This is a genomic window from Povalibacter sp. (assembly GCF_036735925.1).
Taxonomy (GTDB): Bacteria; Pseudomonadota; Gammaproteobacteria; order Steroidobacterales; family Steroidobacteraceae; genus Steroidobacter.
Genome location: NZ_DAINNK010000016.1, coordinates 44863 through 68263 on the forward strand (window position 1 = coordinate 44863; position 23401 = coordinate 68263).

Sequence of the window (23401 nt, forward strand, 5' to 3'; positions counted from 1 at the left end):
CTCTTATGAAAACCACCGTTGCCGCCACCCAGTTCGCCTGTACCGACGATCGCGAGAAAAATCTCGCGACGGCCGAGCGCGTGATTCGCGCGGCGGCGAAGCAGGGTGCAAACATCATCCTCATCCAGGAACTGTTCGAGACGCCGTATTTCTGCAAGGAGCACAACCCCGACTACTTTTCGCTGGCGCTGCCCATCGAGGAAAATCCGGCGGTGCGCAAATTCCAGTCGCTGGCGCGCGAATTGAATGTCGTGCTGCCCGCCAGTGTGTTCGAGCGCGAGGGCAATGCGTTCTACAACACCGTTGCGATGGTCGACGCCGACGGCAGCGTGCTCGGCACTTATCGCAAGGCGCACATTCCCGAAAGCCCGGGCTATCACGAGAAGTTCTATTTCTCGCCCGGCGACACGGGATTCAAAGTGTGGAAGACGCGCTTCGGCACGCTCGGCGTTGCGATCTGCTGGGATCAATGGTTTCCGGAAAGCGCGCGTGCCATGGCGCTGCTCGGCGCCGAGATTCTTTTCTACCCCACCGCGATCGGCGCCGAGCCGCAGGATCCGGGCATCGACTCGCGCGATCACTGGCAACGCGCGATGCAGGGCCACTCGGCGTCGAACATCATGCCGCTGGTCGCCTCCAACCGCATCGGCACCGAGAAGGGCGAGCGCTGGACGGTGACGTACTACGGCTCGTCATTCATTACCGACCAGACGGGCGCGCTGTTGCAACAGGCCGATCGATCGAACGAAGCCATTCTCACCGCGACGCTCGACCTCGAAGCGATCCGCAACTATCGCAATGCCTGGGGCGTGTTCCGCGATCGCCGTCCCGAACTCTATGGTCCCCTCCTGACACTCGATGGACATACGAAGAGATAAGACGGAAGAAATTTTCCACGGGGGACACGGGGACCACGGGGACTCGGAACAAGCAATCTCTTTTCTGCCCCGTGTTCCCCGTGTCCCCCGTGGAAATTCTTTCTTCTCTTCAAACTCCGTGTCCTCCGTGATCTCCGTGTGAAACTTCTTCTTCTGAAAAGCCAACAATGCAGTTCTTCGCTTCCTGTCCCCCGGGTGTTGCCGATCTGACCGCGGCCGAGTTGCGCGATTGCGGCGCGACGCAGTGCCGCGAATTCAAGCTCGGCGTGCAGTTCGAAGGCTCGCTGGAAACGGCGTATCGCGCCTGTCTTTGGTCGCGCACGGCGAGCCGGATTCTGCTGCCGCTCGGTTCATTCGAAGCCGCGACGCCGGAAGCGCTGTACGCGGGCGTGAGGTCGATCGACTGGACGCAGCACATCAAGCCGACCGGAACGCTGGCAGTCGATCTCGGCGGTGCCACCAGCGGCATTACGCATACTCACTTCGGCGCGCTCAAGACCAAGGACGCGATCGTCGATTTCATGCGCGAACGCACGGGCGATCGTCCGTCGGTCGAACTGGAGCAGCCCGACGTCCGCATCGACGTGCGACTGGATCGGGATCGCGCGACGCTCAGTCTCGATCTGTCGGGCGACAGTCTGCACCGTCGTGCGTATCGCGCTCGCGGCGTGGCGGCGCCGCTCAAGGAAAACCTCGCGGCGGCGATCCTGCTTCGCTGCGGCTGGCCGGCCATTGCGAAGGCAGGCGGCGAACTCGTCGATCCGATGTGCGGATCGGGCACGTTGCCGATCGAAGCAGCATTGATGGCGCTCGACATTGCGCCGGGCTCGATGCGCAGCTACTTCGGCGTCATCGGCTGGGTGGGACACGATCGCGAGTTGTGGCGCAGGCTGCTCGAAGAAGCGCGCGAACGACGTGCCGCGACGCTGGAGCGGAAACTCGTGCTGCGCGGCTACGATCAGGATCCCGCTGCGGTTCGTGCAGCGATCGAGAATGTCGAACGGGCGCGGCTGCGCGGGTTCGTGCATGTCGAGCGTCGCGAACTGGCGCAGTTGACGCGCGAAAGCGGAGCTACGGGCCTCGTGATCGCGAACCCGCCGTATGGCGAACGCATCGGCGATCAGGAACGCCTGCAGGCGCTGTACGACCTGCTGGGGCAGAAACTGCGCGAGCACTTCGAGGGCTGGAAGGGTGCGGTGTTCACGGGCAATCCGCCGCTGGCGAAGGCGCTGGGCATCAATGCGAAGCGCAGTCACACGCTGTGGAATGGCCGCATCGAATGCCGCCTGCTGCGGTTCGACATCGAGCCGGCCGAATATCGCGGCACATCGCGTCCCGCGCGCAGCGCCGAGGAACAGCAGGAGATCCGCAATCAGCCCGGCGCGCAGATGTTCGCCAATCGGCTGCGCAAGAACCTGAAGGCGGCCAACGACTGGGCGCAACGCGAAGGTGTGTACTGCTATCGCGTCTACGACGCGGACATGCCCGAGTACGCATTCGCGATCGATCTCTACGGCGACGGCGCCGGGCAGCAATGGGCGTTGGTGCAGGAATACGAAGCGCCGAAGACCATCGCAGAAGAAAGTGTGCGGGCGCGTCGACGTGAAGTGCTCGCGGTGATTCCGGAAGTACTGGCTTTGCCTGCGGAGCGCATTCACCTGCGCCGTCGTCGCCAGCAGAAGGGCATCGCGCAGTACGAGAAAGTCGGCAACGAACGTGAGTTCGAGGAAGTTCGCGAAGGCAGCTATCGCTTCCTCGTGAACTTTCACGACTACCTGGATACCGGCTTGTTCCTCGACCACCGTCTGACGCGACAGCGCCTCGGCGACATGGCGCGTGGCCGGAAATTCCTCAATCTGTTTGCGTATACCGGTGCCGCAACCGTTCATGCCGTCGGTGGCGGCGCGAGTTCATCGACGACGGTCGACATGTCGCGCACCTATCTGGAATGGGCGAAGCGCAACCTGGCCTTGAACGATCTCGCCGGGTCGGAACACGGGTTCGTGCAGCAGGACTGCATGGCCTGGCTGCGGGAGCAGCAGGGCAAAGCCCGACGTTTCGATCTTATGTTCATCGATCCGCCGACTCATTCGCGTTCGAAGCGCATGGAAGACGATTTCGACGTGCAGCGCGACCACGTGGCCTTGCTCATGCTCTCGGCAGGTCTGCTGGTACCCGGCGGTGTGATCGTGTTCTCAAATAACTACACGCGCTTCAAGCTGGAGCGGAACGCGCTGGAAGCCTTCGCTGTCGAAGATGTCACGACTGCCACCTTGCCGTGGGATTTCAGGCGCAGTCCGAAAATTCACCAGTGCTACGTACTGACGTTGACGGATCCGGCAAAAATTACCGTTCCGCCGCAAATCAGTGCAAAACCGCTTGAACGGGAGCGCCCACGGCCGCATCTCGGTAGCTACGAACGGACACGGCACCGCTCCTAGGCGTACTTTCGTATACGCCAAGCGGCATCACGGATTGATTATTACTCTTGCGTTGCAGCACAATTGCGGCTGCATTACGGGTCCCCGTAATCAACCCCAGCGCGAGACCTTTGAATTTTTCCGTCCGGCCGATTGCCGGGCACAGCATAGAGTGCACGCCATGAGCGCCGATCCGTTCCAGGTTCAGTTTCACCCCAAGCTGGGTGTCGTCATTTACGATCCGGTCGCGCAGATGGGTCTCGCCAAGGAACAGATGCGTCTGTTCAAGCTCGGCTCGATGACGGCCACGACCTTCATGCGTTCGATCGTCAGCAAGGATCTGGTGCAGTGCCCGGACGCGCAGGGCGCAGAAAATGCGGCCGCCGTGGATTCGTACCGCACTGCGCGCGGTGGTCGTCGCAAGCCCTATTGCGAGCATTGCCGCCGTCACTTCGGCTCGGTCGACTTCGGCGTCTGCAATGATTGCAATACGATCCGTTGCACCTGCGGCACCTGCAGCTGTGCATCGAGTTCGCGCCGGCGCAAGGCCGCCTGATCGTCGCTGCAACCGATTGCGATTCACTGACGCCGCGCCCAAGAGCGCGGCGTCGTCGTCTGGAGGTCCGGTAACGTCGATGGATATCTTCCGCGCATTCACGATCGAGGCGGCGCACCGGTTGCCGAATGTGCCCGCCGGTCACAAGTGCGCGCGGCTGCACGGTCATTCGTTTCGCATCGAACTGCACATCAGCGGTCCGGTCGATGCGCACACCGGCTGGGTCATGGATTTCGCGGACGTGAAGGCTGCTTTCCAGCCGATCTATGACCGGCTCGATCATCACTATCTCAATGAGATCGCGGGACTCGAGAATCCGACCAGCGAGAATCTGGCGCGCTGGGTGTGGATGGAAACCAAAAAAGTATTGCCGCTGCTGAGCAAGGTCGTCGTTCACGAGACGTGTACGAGCGGGGCGGTGTATGGGGGGAAGTGACGAGGGTGACGAAGGTCACGAACGTGACGAGGGTAGGAGCCCCGCGTCACTTTCGTGACCCTCGTGACTTCCGTCACTTCTCACAGGAAGTCCCTCATTCGATACCACAGCATCGCCAGCACCAACGCCGGCATCCGCAGCAGCGTGCCGCCCGGAAATTTCCGGTGCTGGATTTTCGTGAACAGATCGAATCGTTCAGCCTGACCGGCAATGGCTTCGGCCACGAGTTTGCCGGCGATACCGGTCAGCGCGATGCCGTGACCCGAGAATCCCTGCAGGTAGTAGACATTCGATCCGATGCGGCCGAAGTCCGGTGCACGGCTCATCGTGATGTCGACGTAACCGCCCCACGCATATTCGATGGCCACATCCGACAACTGCGGAAAGACCTTGATCATGCGCTGACGCGTGGCGTTCTTCGTATTGAATGCATCGAGTCCCGAATAGCTGACGCGTCCGCCGAACAGCAGTCGGTGATCGGCGGAGCGACGGAAGTAGTCGAGTACGAAGTTGATGTCGGTCACGGCGACGTTCTGACGCATCAGATCGTTCATGCGCGCTTCGCCGAGCGGCTCGGTCGCCACGATGTAGGTGCCCACGGGCATGATCCGCGCATCGAGTTCGGGAGCGAGGCCGTCGATGTAGGCATTGCAGCACAGCGCAACGAAGCGCGCCTTGATGCTGCCGGTGTTGCACGTCACCGTAGCCGGATCGCCGTGCTGGACTCGCGTCGCGGTGGTTCCTTCGAAAATCTGTACGCCTGCGGCATGCGCCGCAGCAGCAAGTCCGAGCGTGTAGTTGAGCGGATGCAGATGTCCGCTGCCGCTGTCGTACAGCCCCGCGCAGTAGCGCTGCGTCGCCAGCAGCGCCTGAACTTCGGGGCCTTCCATAAAGCGCAACTGCCGGTAGCCGAACTTTTCTTCGAGTTCGTGCTGCTCGGCCAGCAGGTCGTCGCGCTGGCGCGGCTTGATCGCGACGTGCATCTGACCCCAGTGCAGGTCGCAGTCGATCGAATGCCGAGCGACCCGATCCCGCAACAGCGACAACGATTCGACGCTGATGTCCCACAGCTTGTGCGCATCATCGAAGCCGAGCGCATCGATCAGTTTCTTCTGACCGCACGCATAACCGCCGATCGCCTGACCGCCGCTGCGGCCCGAGGCGCCCCAGGCAATGCGGTGTGATTCGATCAGCACCACCCGGTAGCCGCGTTCGGCGAGATGCAGCGCCGTGGAGCATCCCGCGATGCCGCCGCCGATGACGCACACGTCGACGTCGATCGCGCCGGCAAGCGGCGGATACGTCGGTGCCGGATTGGCCGACGCGGCGTAATAGGAATCGATGTGGGTCATGTGAAGAAAGTTACGAGAGTCACGAAGGTCACGAAAGTCACGAAAGTCACGAAAGTAAGGGATGTCCGTTCCCTCGTCACTTTCGTGACTTCCGTGACCCTCGTCACTTTCTCCTTAACTCGTCGCCACGTACCAGTCGTACTCGAGCGTCGAGACATTCAGTTCGAAGGCTCTCAGTTCACCGCGTCGCGTGGAAAGAAACAGATGCTGGAATGGCTTGCCGAAGTATTCGCCGATGAAATCGCTGCGCTCGAATGCCAGCGCCGCTTCGGGCCAGGTGACTGGCAGTGATGCGCCGTTGCCGCGATAGGCATTGCCTGCGAGCGGTGGGCCGGGATCGATCTTGTGAGTAATGCCGTAATGGATGCCGGCGAGAATCGCGGCCGTGAGCAGGTATGGATTGGCATCGGCGCCGGCGACGCGATGCTCGACGCGACGGTTCTCGGCCGAACTGATCGGAATGCGCAGGGCAACGCCGCGATTGTTGCAGGCCCAGGTCGGATTCAGCGGCACATAGGCTTCGGGCCGATAGCGTCGATAGGAATTGATGGTCGGGGCGAACACGAACATCGCATCCGACATCGTTCGCGCGAGTCCGCCGATCGCGTGGCGCAGCGTTTCATTGCCGCAGGTGTCCTCGGACGCAAAGACATTCGCGCCCGAGGCATCGAGTAGGCTGACATGCAGATGCGCGCCGCTGCCGGCGAACTCCGCATAGGGCTTGGGCATGAAGGTCGCTTCCATGCCGCGCTTCGCCGCCACGCCGCGGACCAGCCGCTTGAAACGGATGGCCTCGTCGCAGGCGGCCAGCGCATCGGCGCAGTGGTGCAGGTTTACTTCGAATTGCCCGGGTCCGTATTCGGCGAGCGCCGTGCCCGCGGGTATGCGCTGTGCTGCGCACGCGGCGCTGATCTCGGCGAGCACCGCGGAGTACTCGTTCACATCGGACATGGAGTTGATCTGGGTCCGGTACTCGCGCCGCCCGGTCTGCGGCAGACGCGGCGGTTGAATGCGACCCGTCGCCGTGCGCTCGCGATCCACAAAATAGAACTCCAGTTCGACGACGACCACCGGCGTCAGGCCGAGGCGCTGGAATCGCTGCAGGACCGCGCTCAGCACATGACGCGGATCGCCAAAAAACGGACTGCCATCGTTGTCGCGCATCGACACTTGCACCTGCGCGACACCTTCGTTGGTCCACGGCACCGGCAGCAGCGTGCCCGGCACGGGAATGCAGGCGCGATCCGCATCGCCGTCATCGAAACCCAGATGCGTTTCTTCGATCGTCAGCCCCTGCACGTCGAGCGCGAACATCGAGCCCGGCAGCAGGAAGCCGCCGTCGTAGACCTGCGGCAGCTCTTCGATGGTTACGCGCTTGCCGCGCGGCACGCCGCACAGGTCGGCCAGCAGCACATCGACAAAGCGGATATCGGGATGCTCGCGGCGCAGGGCAGCGATCTCTGCGATCGAGGTTTCAACTGCCATGCGGCGAACCCTGTTTAAGATTTAATAGCGAACCGGTCTCGGTTCGCGGCAGGGAGAATACCGGCCGGCTCCACGCGGCGGCAAGCGTGGACCCGGTCGAAATGGCTTCGCAAGCCCTTGTGAGGCCTGAAAATGGCCCCCCTCGGTAAACCTCGGGCGGGCGGAGGCGCCGGGACTGTGGTTAAATGCCTCGTCGATTGGACGCCGGATCCTCTTCCGGTCGTTAAAGATATTAAACGTGTATGTCGGGCAAGCCGCTCATCGGAATCCCTGCGGACCGCCGTCTGCTTGGGGCTCACTACTTCCACTGCGTGGGTGAGAAGTACATCAATGCCATCGCGCAGGGCGCCGATGCGATCCCCGTCCTCATTCCTTCGCTCGGCGACGGCATCGGTCTCGACGAACTGCTACACCGCTTCGACGGGATTCTGCTGACGGGAAGTCACTCGAATGTCGAACCGCACCGCTACGGCGGGCCGGCCAGCGCCGAGGGAACGCTGCACGACGCGCACCGCGATGCGACGACGCTGCCCATGATTCCGCGCGTGATCCAGGCAGGCATGCCGTTGCTGGCGATCTGCCGCGGCTTCCAGGAGATGAACGTCGCCTTCGGCGGCACGCTCTGGCAGAAGATTCACGAGGTGCCGGGATTCGGCAATCATCGTGAGGACACCTCCGCGCCGCTCGATGAGCAGTACGGCCCGGCGCATGAAATAGAACTGATCCGCGGCACCGCGCTGCATGCGCTGGCGGGCCAGGATCGACTGACAGTGAATTCGCTGCACTCGCAGGGAGTGCAGACACTCGGCAACGGTCTCGAAGTCGAGGCGCGTGCACCCGATGGCGTCATCGAAGCTTTCCGCGCCGCATCGGCGCCGGGCTTCGCCCATGCGGTGCAGTGGCATCCCGAGTGGAAATTTCAGGACAACGCATTTTCGCGTGCTCTGTTCGCTGCCTTCGGTCGGGCAGCGCGTGAGTACGCACGCAAGGATCATGTATGAGCGTCATCCAGCAATTCTTCAAAGAGCACGGCATTTCCGAAGTCGAGGCGATCATTCCCGACATGGCGGGCGTGCCGCGCGGCAAGATCATGCCCGCGGCGAAGTTCGCCGAAGACGAGGGCATGCGTCTGCCGGAGAGCATCTTCCTGCAGACCGTCACCGGCGAATATCCGGACGACGATCGCGCCATCAGCCCGTCGGAAATCGACATCGTGCTGAAGGCCGATCCCAGCACCATCCGCGTGGTGCCGTGGACTGCGGAGCCCACCGCGCAGGTGATTCACGACAGTTTCTATTCCGACGGTCGTCCCGTGACGATGGCGCCGCGCTACCTGTTGCAGCACGTACTCGAGCTGTACGCACAGCATGGCTGGGAGCCGGTGGTGGCGCCGGAACTGGAGTTCTTCCTGGTCGAACCGAACATCGACGCCGACTATCCGCTCAAGCCGCCGATGGGCCGCTCGGGCCGTCCCGAGATCGGGCGCCAGGCGTATTCGATCGCGGCGGTGAACGAATTCGATCCGCTGTTCGACGACATCTATGCGTTCTGCGAAGCGCAGGACATCGCCATCGACACGCTGATCCACGAAGACGGCGCCGCGCAGATGGAGATCAACCTGCTGCACGGCAATGCGTTGTCGCTGGCGGACCAGGTCTTCCTGTTCAAGCGCACCGCGCGCGAGGCGGCGCTGCGTCACAAGATGTATGCGACGTTCATGGCGAAGCCGATGGCGCGCGAGCCCGGCAGCGCCATGCATATTCATCAGAGCATCGTCGATCGCCGCACCGGCAAGAACATTTTCAGCGATGCCGAGGGCAAGCCGTCGTCGCTGTTCTTCTCGCATATCGCCGGACTGCAGAAATACCTGCCGGCGGCGATGTCGCTGTTTGCGCCGAACGTGAATTCCTATCGCCGCATCACGCGCCATCACTCCGCGCCGATCAATACGCAGTGGGGCTACGACAATCGCACGGCGGGTCTGCGCGTGCCGGTGTCGAATCCGGCCAATCGCCGTGTCGAGAATCGCATCGCCGGTGCGGATGCGAATCCCTACATCGCGATTGCGGCATCGCTGACTTGCGGCTATCTCGGCATGGTCGAAGGACTGAAGCCCACGGAACCCGTGACGGGCAGCGCCTACGACCTGCCGTTCGGCCTGCCGCGCAATATCGAGGAATCGTTGCGGCTGTTGCGCGATTGCCGTCCGCTGCTGGAAATCCTCAGCGAACGTTTCGTGCTGGCCTACGCCGCCGTGAAGGAAAACGAATATGAAACGTTCCTGCAGGTGATCAGCTCCTGGGAGCGCGAGCATCTGCTGTTGAACGTCTGATGTATCTGCAAGGTGTGTTCATGACTTATTTCCGCCGCTTCCGCTGACATGACGACTTCATCCAGTCCGTTCATTCCTTCCCGTTCCACGGCTGAATGGCAGGCACTGGATGCCTCTCACTACATTCATCCCTTCACGGATCATGCGGCGCTGGGCCGCAAGGGGACGCGGGTCATCTCGCGCGCCGAAGGGGTGTATCTCTACGATTCGGACGGACGACAGATCCTCGACGGCATGTCGGGACTGTGGTGCGTGAATCTGGGTTACGGCCGCCGCGAACTGGCCGAGGCGGCCTACAAGCAGTTGCTGGAGCTGCCGTACTACAACAGCTTCTTCCAGGTGGCCCATCCGCCCGCCATCGAACTGTCGCGATTGCTGGCCGAAGTCACGCCGCCCCAGTTCAAGCACGTTTTTTTTACGGGCTCGGGATCCGAGGCGAACGACACGGTCGTGCGCTCGGTACGCCGTTACTGGGAACTGATGGACCAGCCGCAGCGCACCGTCATCATCAGCCGCAAGAATGCCTATCACGGCAGTACGATGGCCGGCGCCAGTCTCGGCGGCATGGCGCCGATGCATGCGCAGGGCGGCTTGCCCATCCCGGGCATCGTCCACATCCGCCAGCCGTACTGGTATGTGGAAGGCGGCGATCTGTCGCCCGAGGAATTCGGCCTCGTCGCCGCGCGTGCCCTCGAAGAGAAGATTCTGGAAATCGGACCGGAGCGGGTCGCTGCATTCATCGGCGAACCCATCCAGGGTGCGGGCGGTGTGATCATTCCGCCATCGACGTACTGGCCCGAGATCCAGAAGATCGTCGACCGTTACGGCATCCTGCTCATCGCCGATGAAGTCATCTGCGGCTTCGGCCGCACCGGGCAGTGGTTCGGTTCGCAGTACTTCGACATCAAGCCGGACCTGATGCCGATCGCCAAGGGCATGTCCTCGGGCTACCTGCCGATCGGCGGCGTGATGATCGCGGATCGGGTCGCTGCGGTACTCACGGAAAAGGGCGGCGAGTTCGCCCACGGCTTTACCTACTCCGGTCACCCGGCGGCCTGCGCCGTGGCGTGCGCCACCATCAACATCCTGCGCAATGAAAATGTCATCGAGCGGGTCAGGAACGACATCGCGCCCTACATGAAACAGCGCTGGGCCGAACTCGCCGAGCATCCGCTGGTCGGCGAGGCCCGTATCGTGGGCCTTATTGGTGCACTGGAACTGGTGAAGGACAAGAGCAAGCGCGAACTCTTCGCCGATCCCGGCGAAGTCGGCACCCTGTGCCGCGATCTGTGCATCAGCAACGGCCTGGTCATGCGGGCGGTCCGCGACACCATGATCGTCGCGCCGCCGCTGGTGATGACGCGCGCCCACGTCGACGAGCTGATCGACAAGGCTCGCAAGTCCCTCGACATGACGCTGCACTCGCTCCCGTAGCCCTTCGCACGGGTTCTGCGTTACGCTCCAGCGCAGTAGCCGGTGTCGGTCCGGTCCGTAAAACCACACGGGGAGTAGCTATCCGATGAACAAGAATTTGCGCGTTGCCTTGACTGCAACCGCTGTCGCGCTAGCGCTGGCGGCCTGCGGCAAGAAAGAGGAGGCGCAGCAGGCCGGCCAGGCGGCTGCTCCCGCCGAAGAAGAAAAGGTCCTGCACGTATTCAACTGGTCGGACTACATCGCCGAAGACACCATCAAGAACTTCGAAGAGAAGACCGGCATCAAGGTCACCTACGACGTTTTCGATTCGAATGACGTGCTGGAAACCCGGCTGCTGGCGGGCAACTCGGGCTTCGACGTCGTCGTGCCTTCGGCGTCGTTCCTGGAACGCCAGATCAAGGCGGGCGTGTTCCAGAAGCTCGACAAGAGCCAGCTTCCGAACCTCTCGAACATGGACCCCGACGTGATGCAGCGCGTGGCGTTGCACGATCCGGGCAACGAATACTCGGTCGACTATTTCTGGGGCACCACCGGCATCGGCTACAACGAAGCCAAGGTCAAGAAAATCCTCGGCGACACGCCGCTCGACAGCTGGGATTTCATTTTCGATCCGAAGCAGATCGCCAAGTTCAAGGACTGCGGCGTATCGGTGCTCGACGCCTCCGATGAAGTTCTCAAGGTGGCGCTGGCCTGGATGGGCCGCGACCCGAACAGCCAGAAGGAAGAAGACCTGAAGGCGGCGGAAGAGAAGCTGATGGCGATCCGCCCGTACATCCGCAAGATCCATTCTTCGCAATACATCGAGGATCTGGCCAATGGCGATCTGTGTGTCGCGCTCGGCTGGAGCGGCGATGTCCTGCAGTCGCGCGATCGCGCCGAGGAAGCGGGTCAGGGCACGGTGATCAAGTACGTCATCCCGAAGGAAGGCACCATCGTGTGGTTCGACACGCTGGCGATTCCGGCCGATGCCAAGCACCCGAAGAACGCCCACGCCTTCATCAACTATCTGATGGAGCCGCAGGTCGCCGCCAACAACTCGAACTTCGTGAACTACGCGAGCCCGGTGGCCGCGGCGCTGCCGCTCATCAACGATGAGATCAAGAACGATCCGGGCGTGTATCCGCCGCCGGAAGTGAAGGCGAAGCTGTTCCCCTCGCTGTCGTACACCGAGGACTTCACCCGCCTCATGACCCGCATGTGGACCAAGTTCACGACGGGAAGCTGATGAAAGGGGCTGCGGACTACGGACGATGGGTGACGGCCGGAAGAGCATTCTGGCCGTAACCCGTTAGGTTCGTAGTCCGATGGCCATGCGACGCAAACAACAACAGCGGTGAATCATGGCCACTCCGAGCAGTCGCCCCGAAACCAAGATCCAGCCCTGGAACGACCCGCAAGCCGTCCCCTACATCAGCATCGAGCGCGTCACCAAGAAGTTCGGCGACTTCGTGGCCGTCAACGACGTCTCGCTCAAGATCTACAAGAAGGAACTGTTCTGTCTGCTCGGCGGTTCGGGCTGCGGCAAAACCACGCTGCTGCGCATGCTGGCGGGGTTCGAAGATCCGAGCAGCGGCAAGATCCTGATCGACGGCGTCGACATGGCGGGCATCCCGCCCTATGAACGCCCAGTCAACATGATGTTCCAGTCCTACGCGCTGTTCCCGCACATGACGGTCGAACAGAACGTGGCGTTCGGACTCAAGCAGGACAAGGTATCCAAGGCAGAGATCGCCTCGCGCGTGGCCGACATGCTCGGCATGGTGAAGCTGGGACAGTTCGCCAAGCGCAAGCCCCATCAGCTCTCCGGCGGCCAGCGCCAGCGCGTCGCGCTTGCGCGTTCGCTGGTCAAGCGGCCCAAGCTGCTGCTGCTCGACGAGCCGCTCGGCGCGCTCGACAAGAAGCTGCGCGAACACACGCAGTTCGAACTGGTGAATCTGCAGGAACAGCTCGGCGTCACCTTCGTCGTCGTGACGCACGACCAGGAAGAGGCGATGACGCTGTCGAGCCGCATCGGCGTCATGAACCTCGGCGAGATCATCCAGGTCGGCACACCGAAGGACATCTACGAATATCCCAACAGCAAGTTCGTCGCCGAGTTCATCGGCAACGTCAACATGTTCCAGGGGCGCATGATCGAGGACCTGCCCGATCGCGTACGCATCGAATCGCAGGAACTGGGCGGCACCATCTTCGTCGATCACGGCGTGAGTTCGGCGCCGGACGTGCTGCTGTGGGCGGCGGTCCGTCCCGAGAAGATCAATATCTCGATCGAGAAGCCAGATCAGACTGACAACGTTGCTCACGGCACCGTCAAAGAGATCGCCTACATGGGCGACATGTCGATCTACATCGTGCAGCTCGACTCCGGAAAGATGGTGCGGGTGACGCAGCCGAATTCCTATCGGCATGCCGATGACCTGATCACCTGGGATCAGTCGGTCTACATCCACTGGCACCCATCGAGCCCGGTGGTGCTCGGCGAATGATCGCCAAAGCCCAACCGCCGAGCGGGCAGCGCCACAGCGCGGGTGCGCAACTCATCCTGCGCGTGCTGCAGCAATTTCCGCCGTATCGCTGGACGCAGGCCCGCTTGCTGAAGTGGGGCGTGCGCGGACGCACCGCCGTCGTCGCCATTCCGTATTTCTGGCTGCTGCTGTTCTTCCTGATTCCGTTCGTCATCGTTCTCAAGATCGCGTTCTCGGAGACGCAGATCGCCTCGCCGCCGTACCAGCCGCTGTTCGAATGGGCCGGCGACAAGATGCTGCACATCAAGCTCAATCTCGGGAATTTCATGTTCCTGGTCGAGGACAACCTCTACTGGAAGGCCTACCTCAATTCGATGAAGGTGGCGTTCATCTCCACGCTGCTGTGCCTGCTGGTCGGTTATCCGCTCGCCTATGCGATTGCGCGCGCCAACACGACGTGGCGCAACATCCTGCTGATGATGGTGATCCTGCCGTTCTGGACCTCCTTCCTGCTGCGCGTCTACGCCTGGATCGGCCTGCTCAAGAACAACGGCCTCATCAATAATTTCCTGATGTGGCTCGGCATCATCGACGAACCCATCGTGATGCTGCAGACGGATTTCGCGATCTATGTCGGCATCGTCTATTCCTATCTGCCGTTCATGATCCTGCCGCTGTACTCGAATCTGGAGAAGATGGACCTGACACTGCTCGAAGCGGCGGCGGACCTGGGCAGCCGGCCGTTCAAGTCGTTCCTCACGATTACGTTGCCGCTGTCGATGCCGGGCATCGTCGCGGGCTCGATGCTGGTGTTCATCCCGGCTGTCGGCGAGTTCGTCATCCCGGCGCTGCTCGGTGCGCCGGATTCGCTGATGATCGGCAAGGTGCTGTGGACCGAGTTCTTCAGCAACCGCGACTGGCCGGTGGCCAGTGCGGTGGCCATCGCGTTGCTGTTGCTGCTGGTCATTCCCATCGTGCTGCTGCAGCGGGCCCAGAACGCCGAAGCCAGGGGAGCGCACCGATGAGCAGACGCGTCCCGGTGTTTCGTCTTTCGGTGCTGGTATTCGGCTTCGCGTTCCTTTACGTGCCGATCCTGTCGCTGATCTTCTACTCGTTCAACAAGTCGCGCCTGGTCACGGTATGGGGAGGTTTCTCCACCGAGTGGTATGGCAAGCTGTTCCAGAACGACCAGATCCTCAACGCTGCGTGGCTGTCGCTGAAGATTGCGGCCATCAATGCGACCGGTGCCGTGATCCTCGGCACGCTGGCGGGCCTGGCGCTGGCGCGCTTCGGCAAGTTCAGCGGCCGCACGCTGTTCTCGGGCATGACGACGGCGCCGCTGGTGATGCCGGAAGTCATCACGGGCCTGTCGTTGCTGGTGTTGTTCGTGGCGATGGAGCAGATTTTCGGCTGGCCGCAGGGCCGCGGCGTCACGACCATCACCATCGCGCACATGACACTGACGATGGCGTACGTGACCGTCATCGTGCAGTCGCGACTGTCGACGCTCGACGATTCGCTGGAAGAAGCCGCGATGGATCTCGGCGCGCGTCCGGCCAAGATCTTCTTTCTCATCACGCTGCCGATCATCGCGCCGGCGCTGGTGTCGGGCTGGCTGCTGGCTTTCACGATTTCGCTCGATGACCTGGTCATTGCCAGCTTCGTGTCCGGCCCCGGTTCCAGCACGCTGCCGATGGTGATTTTCTCGAAGGTCCGTCTGGGTGTGAGTCCGGACATCAATGCGCTCGCGTCGATCATGGTGCTGCTGGTCACGATTGGTGTAGTGATCGCCGGCATCCTCATGCAGCGCCAGGAAAAGCGTCGGCAGCGCGACATGCAGATGGCGGCGACGGGAAAATAGCCGCAGACTGCAGCGGCCATGAACCTCCGTTCGAAGCTGCCGCACGTCGGCACGACCATCTTCACCGTCATGACCAATCGCGCCCGCGAACTGGGCGCGATCAATCTGGCGCAGGGATTTCCCGACTTCGATTCGCCGGAGCTGCTGAAGGAACTGCTGGCGCGTTCGGTGGCGTCCGGCCACAACCAGTACGCGCCGATGATCGGCGAGGGCGCGCTGCGCGAGCAGATCGCGAACAAGCTCGGCGCGAGTTACGGGCGCACGCCGGATCCGGAAGCAGAGATCACGATCACGCTCGGCGCCACCGAGGCGATCTTCTCGGCCGTCAGTGCGCTCGTACATCCGGGCGACGACGTCATCCTGTTCGATCCGTCCTACGACTCGTATGCGCCCGCCGTGATCCTCGCTGGCGGACGTCCGGTGCACGTGCCGCTGCAGCCGCCGCATTTCCGCATCGACTGGCAGCAGGTCCGCGCGCGGGTCACGCCGCGCCTGCGGCTCGTGATGATCAACTCGCCGCACAATCCCACGGGTTCGATATTGTCGGCCGGCGATCTGCAGCAGCTGGCCGACCTGCTGCGTCCCACGGATGCGATGGTGCTGTCGGACGAAGTGTACGAACACATGGTTTACGACGGCGCGAAGCATGCGAGCGTAGTCGGCCACGCCGAACTGTATGCGCGCAGTGTCGTGTGCTTTTCCTTCGGCAAGACGATGCATGCGACCGGCTGGCGTGTGGGTTATGCCGTGGCGCCGCCGGAGCTGACCCGCGAACTGCGGCGGGTGCATCAGTTCAATACCTTCAGCATTGCGACGCCGCTGCAACTCGCGATCGCCGAGTTCCTGCGGCTGGAGCCGCAGCACAGCAACGAGCTGGCCGCGTTCTATCAACGCAAGCGCGATCTGTTCCTGCGGCAACTGCAGGGCTCCCGATTCCGCTGGATTCCGTCCGAGGGCACGTACTTCCAGCTGCTGGATTTCAGCGACCTCTCGGATGCCACCGACGCGGAGTTCGCTGACCGGGTGCTGCGGGAAGCAGGCGTCGCCTCGATTCCCGTGTCGCCGTTCTATCAGTCGCCGCCGACACTCGGCGTCGTGCGTTTCTGTTTCGCGAAGAAGGATTCCACCCTCATCGAAGCCGCCGAGCGGCTGCGGAAGCTGTGATCATGTCGAAAGAAGGGATTTTTTTCGGGAAAGAAATCCCTTTCTTTCATGCGGTCTTTCGCGGCTCTCTGTTCCTCGTCTCAATGCCACTGCGCCGATGCCGACACGCGCTCGCGGAACGGCTTGCGTTCCAGCCATAGCAGGAATGCGGCCAGCGTGCCGGCGCAGAAGACGACGATCGACAGCGCCCAGCGGATCTGCATCGGATCCTTGAGGATGTAGTCGCTGATCAGCGGCACGAGTGCGGGGCCGACGCCCATGCCGAGCAGGGCGTTGACGAACAGGTATACGGACGACACCTGGGCGCGCATCTGGTTCGGCGTCACCTGGTTGACGGCCATCGGACCCATCGCGACGTAGCCGTGGAAAGGAAAGCCCGCGATGCACATGGCGACGTAGGCGAGCGTGACGTTCGGCATGAAGGCAGGAATGGTGCTGGTGATCGCGATCAGAATTCCGACGAGGATGCACACGACGATCGGCGCATCCGTGATTCCGCGCGCGGTCAGCCTGTCGCAGATGCGGCCGAAGAACAGGATGCCGAGCACGTTCACCGACAGCACCGAGATGCCCAGCACCTTGCCGACATCGGCGGCCGGCACGGCGTAGGTGCGCGAGATCACCGTCGGCAGCCACGCGCCGACGGCGTAGCCCAGCATGGCGAAGAGCGCGAGCGCGACGAAGTGCAGGCTGTAGAAGTGGCCGTTCTTCCACATGAATTTGAAGACTTCGCTGAGCGGAACCGCCGCGGTTTCGTTCGTCGCGGTCTTGATCAGTCCGCGTCGCGCCGGTTCGCGCACGCTCAGCAGCAGCAGCGGCAACAGCAGGCCCGGTGCGCCGGTGACGATGAACACGAACTGCCAGGCGCGAACTTCACCGAGCAGCGGCAGTACGAAGGTCTTGCCTTCCTGCACGACGGCGCCGACCACGAGTCCGCCGACCAGCAGCGCGATGCCGCTGCCGATGGGAATGCCGAGGTTGTAGATGCTGAAAGCGCGGCCGAGGCGTTCCTTCGGAAATGCATCCGTCACCATCGAATAGGCGGCGGGCGAAAGTGCAGCTTCGCCGACACCGACGCCGACGCGCGCCAGGAACAGTTGTCCGAAATTCTTTGCGAAGCCGCACAGCGTGGACATGAGCGACCAGACCACCACGCCGACCGCGATGATCTTCTTGCGGTTCTTGCGGTCGGCGAGCCAGCCGATCGGAACGCCGAGGAAGCAGTAGAACAGGGCGAAGGAAAAGCCCTGCAACAGGCCGATCTGGGTGTCGGTGATCTGCATGTCCCGTTTGATCGGCTCGACCAGCAGCGAAATGATCTGCCGGTCGATGAACGAGAAGACGTAGAAGATCATCAGCACGAAGACCATGTACCAGGCCTGGCGCGGCGTCGGATAAGGCTGGGTGCTGCCGGAAGGCGTGGTTGTCCCGTGCGGTTCGTTCACCGTGGTTCCCCGTCGTGGCTGGATCAGGTTTTAGAGTTCGACGTATGCCTGGGACTGACCGGTGGACCCGGTGAAAGTCAGCAAGCGAAGGGAATAGTACCCCGGCCGGTTGGCCGGATCAGGATTTTCTTGTTTGCGGTATGTCAGGAAAAGTGGGGACGGCCCGCGATGGCGGACCGTCCCGCGGCAGCACGTTCAGGCACTCACTCGGACCTGGACCGGCGCTCGCCCCGCGGTCTCGCGGGCGGTTCTGCGATCAGTGCCTCGAACTTGGTGAGCTGGGTATCGCTCAGGATCGGGCGCAGCTTCTCGATGGTCTGCTGCTTCATCTGCTCGTGCTTGGCGCGCATCTGCTCGCGCGTCGGACGCGCCTGGCTGTCGCCGGCCTTTTCCCGCGCCTTGTCGAACTCCGCCTTGCGCTGTTCGCGCTGCTCATCGAACACCTGCCTGACCGCTGCCTTCTGGCCTTCGTCCAGGTCCAGCAGGATGGCCATGCGATCGATATCGGGGCCGCCGCGTCCTCCGGGAGGCGGACCGGGCGGCTGCGCCATCGCGTTGCCAGCCGCCAGCAGGGCGATGGCTGTAATCGTGATGCGGGTTTTCATGGAAGGATCCTCATGGAACGAAAGAACACACGAGGAAGCTAGCGACCGATCGTTGCGTCGCCGGTAATGAATGGTTACCAACTGTAAGACCGGCGCTCGAAGCAACTGCCGCCGTCAGACATCCGGCGCAACGCTGACCTTCGCGCGCGGCAGCCTCACGATTGCTTCCAGGCCGCCTCCGGGATGATTGCGCAGCACGATCGACCCGCCATGCGCCTGCGCGATGTCGCGGGCGATGCTGAGACCCAGGCCGGTGCCGCCGGTGTCGCGATTGCGCGAGGCCTCGACGCGATAGAACGGCTCGAACACGCGCTCCAGTTCCTCCGCCGGGATGCCTGGTCCCTCGTCCTGGATCGTGATGACCAGTTCGTCGTCGTCGCTGACGCGCGCGACGACATTCGAGCCGTATTTCACGGCATTGTTCAGCAGGTTCGACAGGCAGCGCTTCAGGCTCTGTTCCTTGCCCAGGATCGGCGCGTCCGAATGACCTTCGATGGCGAAGGGCACGCCGAGTTCGGCGAACTCCTGCTGGATGGCCGCGAGCACATCGTCGACGATGACCTGCCTGGCGGGCTCCTCGTCGTTCAGTCCCTTGAACATGTTCAGCGCGCCGGTGACCATGCGGCTCATTTCGTCGATGTCCGCGACGAAGCGGCTGCGCGCTTCGTCATCGTCGAGCGCTTCGGCGCGCAGCCGCAGGCGCGTCAGCGGCGTGCGCAGATCGTGCGACATGGCGGCGACCACGCGCGTGCGGCTGTCGAGATAGCGACGCAGGCGCTCCTGCATCGTATTGAAGGCATGCGTGGCGTCGCGCAATTCCTTCGCGCCGCGTTCGGGCAGCAGCTGATTCTCGCCGCGTCCCACGGCATCGGCCGCCTGCGCGAGGTCCGACAGCGGGCGCGTGATGCTGCGGGTCATCAGGTACAGCACCACCGCGAGCAGCGCGGTCAGCAGCCCGAGATTGATGAAGATCTGTTTCGGCAACGGCGGACCGGGATGCGGCGCGAGCGTGCGGAATACGATCTCGTCGCCGTCGGGCAGCCGCACCGTCACGTCGTACCAGTTGTCCGGCGAGCGAAAAGCCGGTGGGCCGCCGCCTTCGGGCGCGTCGGGAGGAGGGCGAAGATTTCCCAGCAGCGGAATGACGTCGCGCCAGCGGTTCTGTGCGTTCGTCACCGTGACCTTGTACTCGGGCCCCAGCTGCATACGGATCTTGTCTGCGAAGGCCTGCTGGAGCCGCAGCACTTCCCGGCGCGGGCGCGGCGGCGGGCGGCGCTCCACGAGCGGACGCAGTTGGGCGCGATAGGCTTCCACGCGTGCCTGGCGTTCGTGCGCATCGAGTCCGACCAGTTCGGTGCTGGCGGAGGCGATGTTGTCCGCCGCATCCCAGACCGTGCTGGTCCACAGGGCGACGTCGCGACGCTCGTGCACGATCAGCCCCACCACGGCCAGCAATGCCACGCCGACGACTGCGAGCAGTCCGGCGAGCAGACGCCCGAACAGCGATTGCGGCAGCAGCCTCATTCCTGCGCGACCTCGACGCCGATCAGATAGCCCTCGCCGTAGATCGTCTTGATGATCTGCGGCGAGCGGCCGCCGTCGCCGAGCGCCTGTCGCAGGCGACTGATGCGCACGTCGATGCTGCGATCGAAGGGATCGATGTCGCGGCCCTGGGTCAGTTCCGCCAGCTGCACGCGGCTCAGCACGCGATGCGGATGCGCGAGCAGCACGGCAAGCAGCCGGAACTCGGCGCCGGTGAGCGGTACGCTCGTGCCGTCGTCGCGGGTCAGCGATCGCGAGGTCACGTCGAGTCGCCAGTCCGCGAAGCGATAGGCCTTCACGTCTGCCGGCAGCGGATCTCGCGGCGCATACACGGACCGGCGCAGCACGGCGCGAATCCGCACCAGCAGCTCGCGCGGATTGAACGGCTTGCCGAGATAGTCGTCGGCACCGACCTCCATGCCGACGATGCGATCGATGTCCTCGCCCAGCGCGGTCAGCATGATGATCGGCACCTGCGATTTCGCGCGGATCTCGCGACACAGGGTCAGGCCGTCATCGCCCGGCAGCATCAGGTCGAGCACGATCAGATCGACGTGCGAATGCTCCATCGTCCGGCGCAGGCCCTTGCCGTCGGCCACGGCCGTCGTGCGAAAACCGTTCTTTTCCAGGTAGTCGCACAGCAGGTTGCGGATTTCGCGGTCGTCGTCGACGACCAGGATGTGCGGGCGTTCCGTCATGCCCGTCTTATATCAGAGCGGCCGGACAACGGTTTTCAGGGACTTGCGCAGTTTGTAAGGAACTGTTTCGGAGGGGGAGTTTCACACGGAGATCACGGAGGCCACGGAGAAGACAAGAATTTCACACAGAGGGCACAGAGAGCACAGAGGTAAGAAGATCGTCCGGTCAGATTTTCTCTGCGTTCTCTGTGTGAAATCTTCTCTTCCGATCTTCGTGAACTCCGTGCTCTCCGTGTGAAATTCCGACTTCCTCATCCCCGCCGCGCTTCCAGCGCCTCCCACCGGTCGAACTTCTGCAGCAGCAGGGCTTCGATGTCTTCGGCGCGCTTGCGGTCGGTCTTGATCTGGTCCGGACCCTGCCGGTGGTAGTCGGCGCTGCTCATGCGCTCCGTGAGGGAATGCTGTTCCTGTTCGAGCTGTTCGATTTCCTTCGGCAGCTGCTCCAGTTCGCGGGCTTCCTTGTAGCTGAGCTTGGCCGGCGCCGAGGCTTTCGGCGTCTCGGCCTTCGGCTCGACACGGGGTTTCGTCGCAGCCGCCGGCGCCGGTGCGCGGCGCTGCGCCAGCCAGTCGCTGTAACCGCCGACGTATTCCTGCCACTTGCCGTTGCCTTCGGCCACCAGCGTCTGGGTCACGACGTTGTCGAGGAAGGCGCGGTCGTGGCTGACCAGCAGCAGCGTGCCGGGATAGGTCTGCAGCGTGCTTTCGAGCAGCTCCAGCGATTCGATGTCGAGATCGTTGGTGGGTTCGTCCATCACCAGCACGTTCGCAGGTCGTGCGAACTGCCGCGCCAGCAGCAGGCGATTGCGTTCGCCGCCGGAGAGCGCCTTCACCGGCGAGTTCGCGCGCTGCGGCGGGAACAGGAAGTCGGCGAGATAGGTCATGACGTGCTTGCGCTCGGTGCCGATCTCGATCCAGTCCGAGCCCGGGCTGATGGTTTCGACCACGGACTTCTCCGGATCGAGCTGTTCGCGCATCTGGTCGAAGTACGCGACCTGCAGGTTCGTACCGAGCTTCACCGTGCCGGTGTCGGGCTGCAGGCGGCCGAGGAACAGCTTGATCAGCGTCGACTTGCCGGCGCCGTTCGGGCCGATGAGGCCGAGCCGGTCGCCGCGCATGATGCGCAGCGACAGGTCGCGCACGATGGTGCGTTCGCCAAACGACTTGCCGACGTTCTCCAGTTCCGCGACCAGCTTGCCCGAGCGTTCGCCCGCATCGAGCGTCAGCTTCACGTCGCCGAGACGTTCGCGCCGCGCGGCACGTTCGCTTCGCAAGCCTTCCAGCCGGCGTACGCGACCTTCGTTGCGCGTGCGCCGCGCCTCGATGCCCTTGCGGATCCAGACTTCCTCCTGCGCCCAGAACTTGTCGAACTTGCGATTGACGACTTCCTCGGCGGCGAGCTGCTCGCTCTTGCGCGTCTCGTAGGCGGCGAAGTTGCCGGGATAGGAGCGCAGCAGGCCGCGATCCAGTTCGACGATGCGGGTGACGACCCGATCGAGAAACGCGCGGTCGTGCGTGATGACGATGGTCGTCGGCCCCTTGAGCAGCAGTTCTTCGAGCGCGCCGATGCCGTCGATGTCGAGATGGTTGGTGGGCTCGTCGAGCAGCAGCAGATCCGGCTGCTGTGCCAGCGCGAGCGCCAGGGCCGCGCGCTTGCGTTCGCCGCCCGAGGTCGTCGTCGGCGCGCGTTCCGGCGTCACCGAAAAGCGGTGCAGGAATTCATCGAGCCGCGCTTCCAGCCGCCAGCGCTCGCGTTCGTCGTGGATCGCATCGAAGGCGCCGCGGACCACCAGGCTCTCGCGCACCGTCGCGGCCGGCGGCAGTTCCGGCTCCTGTTCCACCGTCACGACCCGCAGCCCGTCCTGCGTCGCGAGCTCGCCGTCATCGAGCGCCGCCTGGCGCGAGATCACTTTCAGCAGCGTCGACTTGCCTGTGCCGTTGCGCCCGATCAGCCCGATGCGCTCGCCGTCCTGCACGGAAAAATTCGCGCGGTCGAGCAGGGGATGCAGGCCATAGGCCAGCTCGGCATTTCTCAGGGTCAGCAGGGGCATGAATCAGAGTTTCACACAGAGATCACGGAGAACACAGAGCCAGAAGGAGGAAGAATTTTCCACGGGGGAAGAATGGGAACACGGGGAGCACGGGGAAAGAAAATTTCTGCTCCGAGACCCCGTGCTCCCCGTGTCCCCCGTGGAAATTTTTCTTCTCTTCTCCGACCTCCGTGGTCTCCGTGATCTCCGTGTGAAATCTCAGTCCCGCTTCCCGCCGCACACCGGATACAGCCGGAGAAATGCATGCACGGCGTTGACGATCTGCCGATCGCGGGTGCGCGCATCGATGTGCTCGCCGCAGGCGGCCATCAGCACGAGTTGTCCCTGCACCAGGGCGACGAACTGCGAGGCGGCCAAGTCCGCATCGTCGATGCGCAGCGCATGCACGGCCGCGAGATCGATGAGATGGCGCGCCGTGCCCTGCAGCAGGCCGGGAATGCCGACTTCGAGTACGGCCTTGCGCAGGCCCGGAAAATGCGGTGCTTCGTACACGCAGATGCGGTACACGGCCAGCGCGTCTTCCGTGAGCATGCGCTTCAGCATGTGAGTGGCGAGTCGCCTGAGTTCCGCCCCGGCGTCACAGGCGCCGGTCGGCGGCCGTGGCCGGGTTTCGGGAAAGAAGCGTGCGGCGCGCTGGCTCAGCACCGATTCGAACAGCGCTTCCTTGGTGCCGAACTCGG

Annotated in this window: 20 protein-coding genes; 12 read left to right on the forward strand and 8 right to left on the reverse strand. The window is 63.1% G+C overall.

Annotation, left to right across the window (positions count from 1 at the left end):
• Positions 1 to 5 precede the first annotated feature (5 nt).
• The 4 genes from aguB (at position 6) to queD (ending at position 4290) form a co-directional block, all read left to right on the forward strand.
• Positions 6 to 878, forward strand: a complete 873-nt coding sequence (aguB, locus tag V7D81_RS07355) for an N-carbamoylputrescine amidase (protein WP_324315497.1) — start codon at positions 6 to 8, stop codon at positions 876 to 878.
• 167 nt (positions 879 to 1045) lie between these two features.
• A complete protein-coding gene (gene rlmKL, locus V7D81_RS07360; protein WP_324315498.1) occupies positions 1046 to 3319 on the forward strand; it encodes a bifunctional 23S rRNA (guanine(2069)-N(7))-methyltransferase RlmK/23S rRNA (guanine(2445)-N(2))-methyltransferase RlmL in 2274 nt (757 codons plus the stop codon).
• A 160-nt stretch (positions 3320 to 3479) separates the two neighbouring features.
• Positions 3480 to 3854 (forward strand): hypothetical protein, encoded by a 375-nt coding sequence (locus V7D81_RS07365; protein ID WP_324315499.1) that lies wholly within the window; start codon positions 3480 to 3482, stop codon positions 3852 to 3854.
• A gap of 79 nt (positions 3855 to 3933) precedes the next feature.
• Positions 3934 to 4290 carry a 6-carboxytetrahydropterin synthase QueD gene (gene queD, locus V7D81_RS07370; protein WP_324315500.1) on the forward strand — a complete coding sequence of 119 codons (357 nt, stop codon included), beginning with the start codon at positions 3934 to 3936 and terminating at the stop codon, positions 4288 to 4290.
• A gap of 80 nt (positions 4291 to 4370) precedes the next feature.
• Here queD and V7D81_RS07375 read toward each other — a convergent pair whose 3' ends face one another.
• Both V7D81_RS07375 and V7D81_RS07380 read right to left on the reverse strand, forming a co-directional pair.
• Positions 4371 to 5642, reverse strand: a complete 1272-nt coding sequence (locus tag V7D81_RS07375; RefSeq protein ID WP_324315501.1) for an NAD(P)/FAD-dependent oxidoreductase — start codon at positions 5640 to 5642, stop codon at positions 4371 to 4373.
• Between the two features lie 114 nt (positions 5643 to 5756).
• A complete protein-coding gene (locus tag V7D81_RS07380; RefSeq protein WP_324315502.1) occupies positions 5757 to 7127 on the reverse strand; it encodes a glutamine synthetase family protein in 1371 nt (456 codons plus the stop codon).
• Positions 7128 to 7369: 242 nt separating this feature from the next.
• Between V7D81_RS07380 and V7D81_RS07385 the strand changes: the two genes are divergently transcribed.
• The 8 genes from V7D81_RS07385 (at position 7370) to V7D81_RS07420 (ending at position 16383) form a co-directional block, all read left to right on the forward strand.
• Entirely contained in the window at positions 7370 to 8128 is a 759-nt protein-coding gene (locus tag V7D81_RS07385) for a gamma-glutamyl-gamma-aminobutyrate hydrolase family protein (RefSeq protein WP_324315503.1), read from the forward strand.
• On the forward strand, positions 8125 to 9459 hold the full coding sequence (locus V7D81_RS07390; RefSeq protein ID WP_324315504.1) for a glutamine synthetase family protein: 1335 nt from the start codon (positions 8125 to 8127) through the stop codon (positions 9457 to 9459). Before V7D81_RS07385 ends, V7D81_RS07390 begins: the two co-directional genes overlap by 4 nt.
• A gap of 48 nt (positions 9460 to 9507) precedes the next feature.
• Positions 9508 to 10893, forward strand: coding sequence for an aspartate aminotransferase family protein (locus V7D81_RS07395; protein ID WP_324315505.1), 1386 nt, complete (start codon positions 9508 to 9510; stop codon positions 10891 to 10893).
• 85 nt (positions 10894 to 10978) lie between these two features.
• Entirely contained in the window at positions 10979 to 12118 is a 1140-nt protein-coding gene (locus V7D81_RS07400) for a polyamine ABC transporter substrate-binding protein (protein WP_324315506.1), read from the forward strand.
• Positions 12119 to 12233: 115 nt separating this feature from the next.
• Complete coding sequence (locus V7D81_RS07405; protein WP_324315507.1) at positions 12234 to 13379, forward strand: ABC transporter ATP-binding protein; 1146 nt, start codon at positions 12234 to 12236, stop codon at positions 13377 to 13379.
• Positions 13376 to 14383, forward strand: a complete 1008-nt coding sequence (locus V7D81_RS07410; RefSeq protein ID WP_324315508.1) for an ABC transporter permease subunit — start codon at positions 13376 to 13378, stop codon at positions 14381 to 14383. The genes V7D81_RS07405 and V7D81_RS07410 overlap by 4 nt, the downstream gene beginning before the upstream one ends.
• Positions 14380 to 15219, forward strand: a complete 840-nt coding sequence (locus V7D81_RS07415) for an ABC transporter permease subunit (RefSeq protein WP_324315509.1) — start codon at positions 14380 to 14382, stop codon at positions 15217 to 15219. Before V7D81_RS07410 ends, V7D81_RS07415 begins: the two co-directional genes overlap by 4 nt.
• Positions 15220 to 15237: 18 nt before the next feature.
• On the forward strand, positions 15238 to 16383 hold the full coding sequence (locus tag V7D81_RS07420; protein ID WP_324315510.1) for a methionine aminotransferase: 1146 nt from the start codon (positions 15238 to 15240) through the stop codon (positions 16381 to 16383).
• An 80-nt stretch (positions 16384 to 16463) separates the two neighbouring features.
• Here V7D81_RS07420 and V7D81_RS07425 read toward each other — a convergent pair whose 3' ends face one another.
• The 6 genes from V7D81_RS07425 to V7D81_RS07450 form a co-directional block, all read right to left on the reverse strand.
• On the reverse strand, positions 16464 to 17828 hold the full coding sequence (locus V7D81_RS07425; protein WP_324315511.1) for a spinster family MFS transporter: 1365 nt from the start codon (positions 17826 to 17828) through the stop codon (positions 16464 to 16466).
• Positions 17829 to 18031: 203 nt separating this feature from the next.
• Positions 18032 to 18433 carry a hypothetical protein gene (locus V7D81_RS07430; RefSeq protein ID WP_324315512.1) on the reverse strand — a complete coding sequence of 134 codons (402 nt, stop codon included), beginning with the start codon at positions 18431 to 18433 and terminating at the stop codon, positions 18032 to 18034.
• Positions 18434 to 18547: 114 nt separating this feature from the next.
• The gene (locus V7D81_RS07435; RefSeq protein WP_324315513.1) at positions 18548 to 19957 is read right to left on the reverse strand and encodes a sensor histidine kinase; all 1410 of its coding nucleotides are present in this window, start codon (positions 19955 to 19957) and stop codon (positions 18548 to 18550) included.
• Complete coding sequence (locus tag V7D81_RS07440) at positions 19954 to 20673, reverse strand: response regulator (protein WP_324315514.1); 720 nt, start codon at positions 20671 to 20673, stop codon at positions 19954 to 19956. The genes V7D81_RS07435 and V7D81_RS07440 overlap by 4 nt, the downstream gene beginning before the upstream one ends.
• 251 nt (positions 20674 to 20924) lie before the next feature.
• On the reverse strand, positions 20925 to 22721 hold the full coding sequence (locus V7D81_RS07445; RefSeq protein WP_324315515.1) for an ATP-binding cassette domain-containing protein: 1797 nt from the start codon (positions 22719 to 22721) through the stop codon (positions 20925 to 20927).
• Positions 22722 to 22919: 198 nt separating this feature from the next.
• Positions 22920 to 23401 (reverse strand): TetR/AcrR family transcriptional regulator C-terminal domain-containing protein (locus tag V7D81_RS07450; RefSeq protein ID WP_324315516.1); only part of this gene is annotated, 482 nt, incomplete at its 5' end.

Bases quoted from the DNA above. Each gene is read 5' to 3' on its own strand.
- V7D81_RS07405 (WP_324315507.1), top strand. From the start codon at position 12,234: ATGGCCACTCCGAGCAGTCGCCCCGAAACCAAGATCCAGCCCTGGAAC.
- V7D81_RS07385 (WP_324315503.1), top strand. From the start codon at position 7,370: ATGTCGGGCAAGCCGCTCATCGGAATCCCTGCGGACCGCCGTCTGCTT.
- rlmKL (WP_324315498.1), top strand. From the start codon at position 1,046: ATGCAGTTCTTCGCTTCCTGTCCCCCGGGTGTTGCCGATCTGACCGCG.
- V7D81_RS07395 (WP_324315505.1), top strand. From the start codon at position 9,508: ATGACGACTTCATCCAGTCCGTTCATTCCTTCCCGTTCCACGGCTGAA.
- queD (WP_324315500.1), top strand. From the start codon at position 3,934: ATGGATATCTTCCGCGCATTCACGATCGAGGCGGCGCACCGGTTGCCG.
- V7D81_RS07445 (WP_324315515.1), bottom strand. From the start codon at position 22,721: ATGCCCCTGCTGACCCTGAGAAATGCCGAGCTGGCCTATGGCCTGCAT.
- V7D81_RS07415 (WP_324315509.1), top strand. From the start codon at position 14,380: ATGAGCAGACGCGTCCCGGTGTTTCGTCTTTCGGTGCTGGTATTCGGC.
- V7D81_RS07440 (WP_324315514.1), bottom strand. From the start codon at position 20,673: ATGACGGAACGCCCGCACATCCTGGTCGTCGACGACGACCGCGAAATC.
- V7D81_RS07400 (WP_324315506.1), top strand. From the start codon at position 10,979: ATGAACAAGAATTTGCGCGTTGCCTTGACTGCAACCGCTGTCGCGCTA.
- V7D81_RS07430 (WP_324315512.1), bottom strand. From the start codon at position 18,433: ATGAAAACCCGCATCACGATTACAGCCATCGCCCTGCTGGCGGCTGGC.
- V7D81_RS07420 (WP_324315510.1), top strand. From the start codon at position 15,238: ATGAACCTCCGTTCGAAGCTGCCGCACGTCGGCACGACCATCTTCACC.
- aguB (WP_324315497.1), top strand. From the start codon at position 6: ATGAAAACCACCGTTGCCGCCACCCAGTTCGCCTGTACCGACGATCGC.
- V7D81_RS07380 (WP_324315502.1), bottom strand. From the start codon at position 7,127: ATGGCAGTTGAAACCTCGATCGCAGAGATCGCTGCCCTGCGCCGCGAG.
- V7D81_RS07390 (WP_324315504.1), top strand. From the start codon at position 8,125: ATGAGCGTCATCCAGCAATTCTTCAAAGAGCACGGCATTTCCGAAGTC.
- V7D81_RS07410 (WP_324315508.1), top strand. From the start codon at position 13,376: ATGATCGCCAAAGCCCAACCGCCGAGCGGGCAGCGCCACAGCGCGGGT.
- V7D81_RS07365 (WP_324315499.1), top strand. From the start codon at position 3,480: ATGAGCGCCGATCCGTTCCAGGTTCAGTTTCACCCCAAGCTGGGTGTC.
- V7D81_RS07435 (WP_324315513.1), bottom strand. From the start codon at position 19,957: ATGAGGCTGCTGCCGCAATCGCTGTTCGGGCGTCTGCTCGCCGGACTG.
- V7D81_RS07375 (WP_324315501.1), bottom strand. From the start codon at position 5,642: ATGACCCACATCGATTCCTATTACGCCGCGTCGGCCAATCCGGCACCG.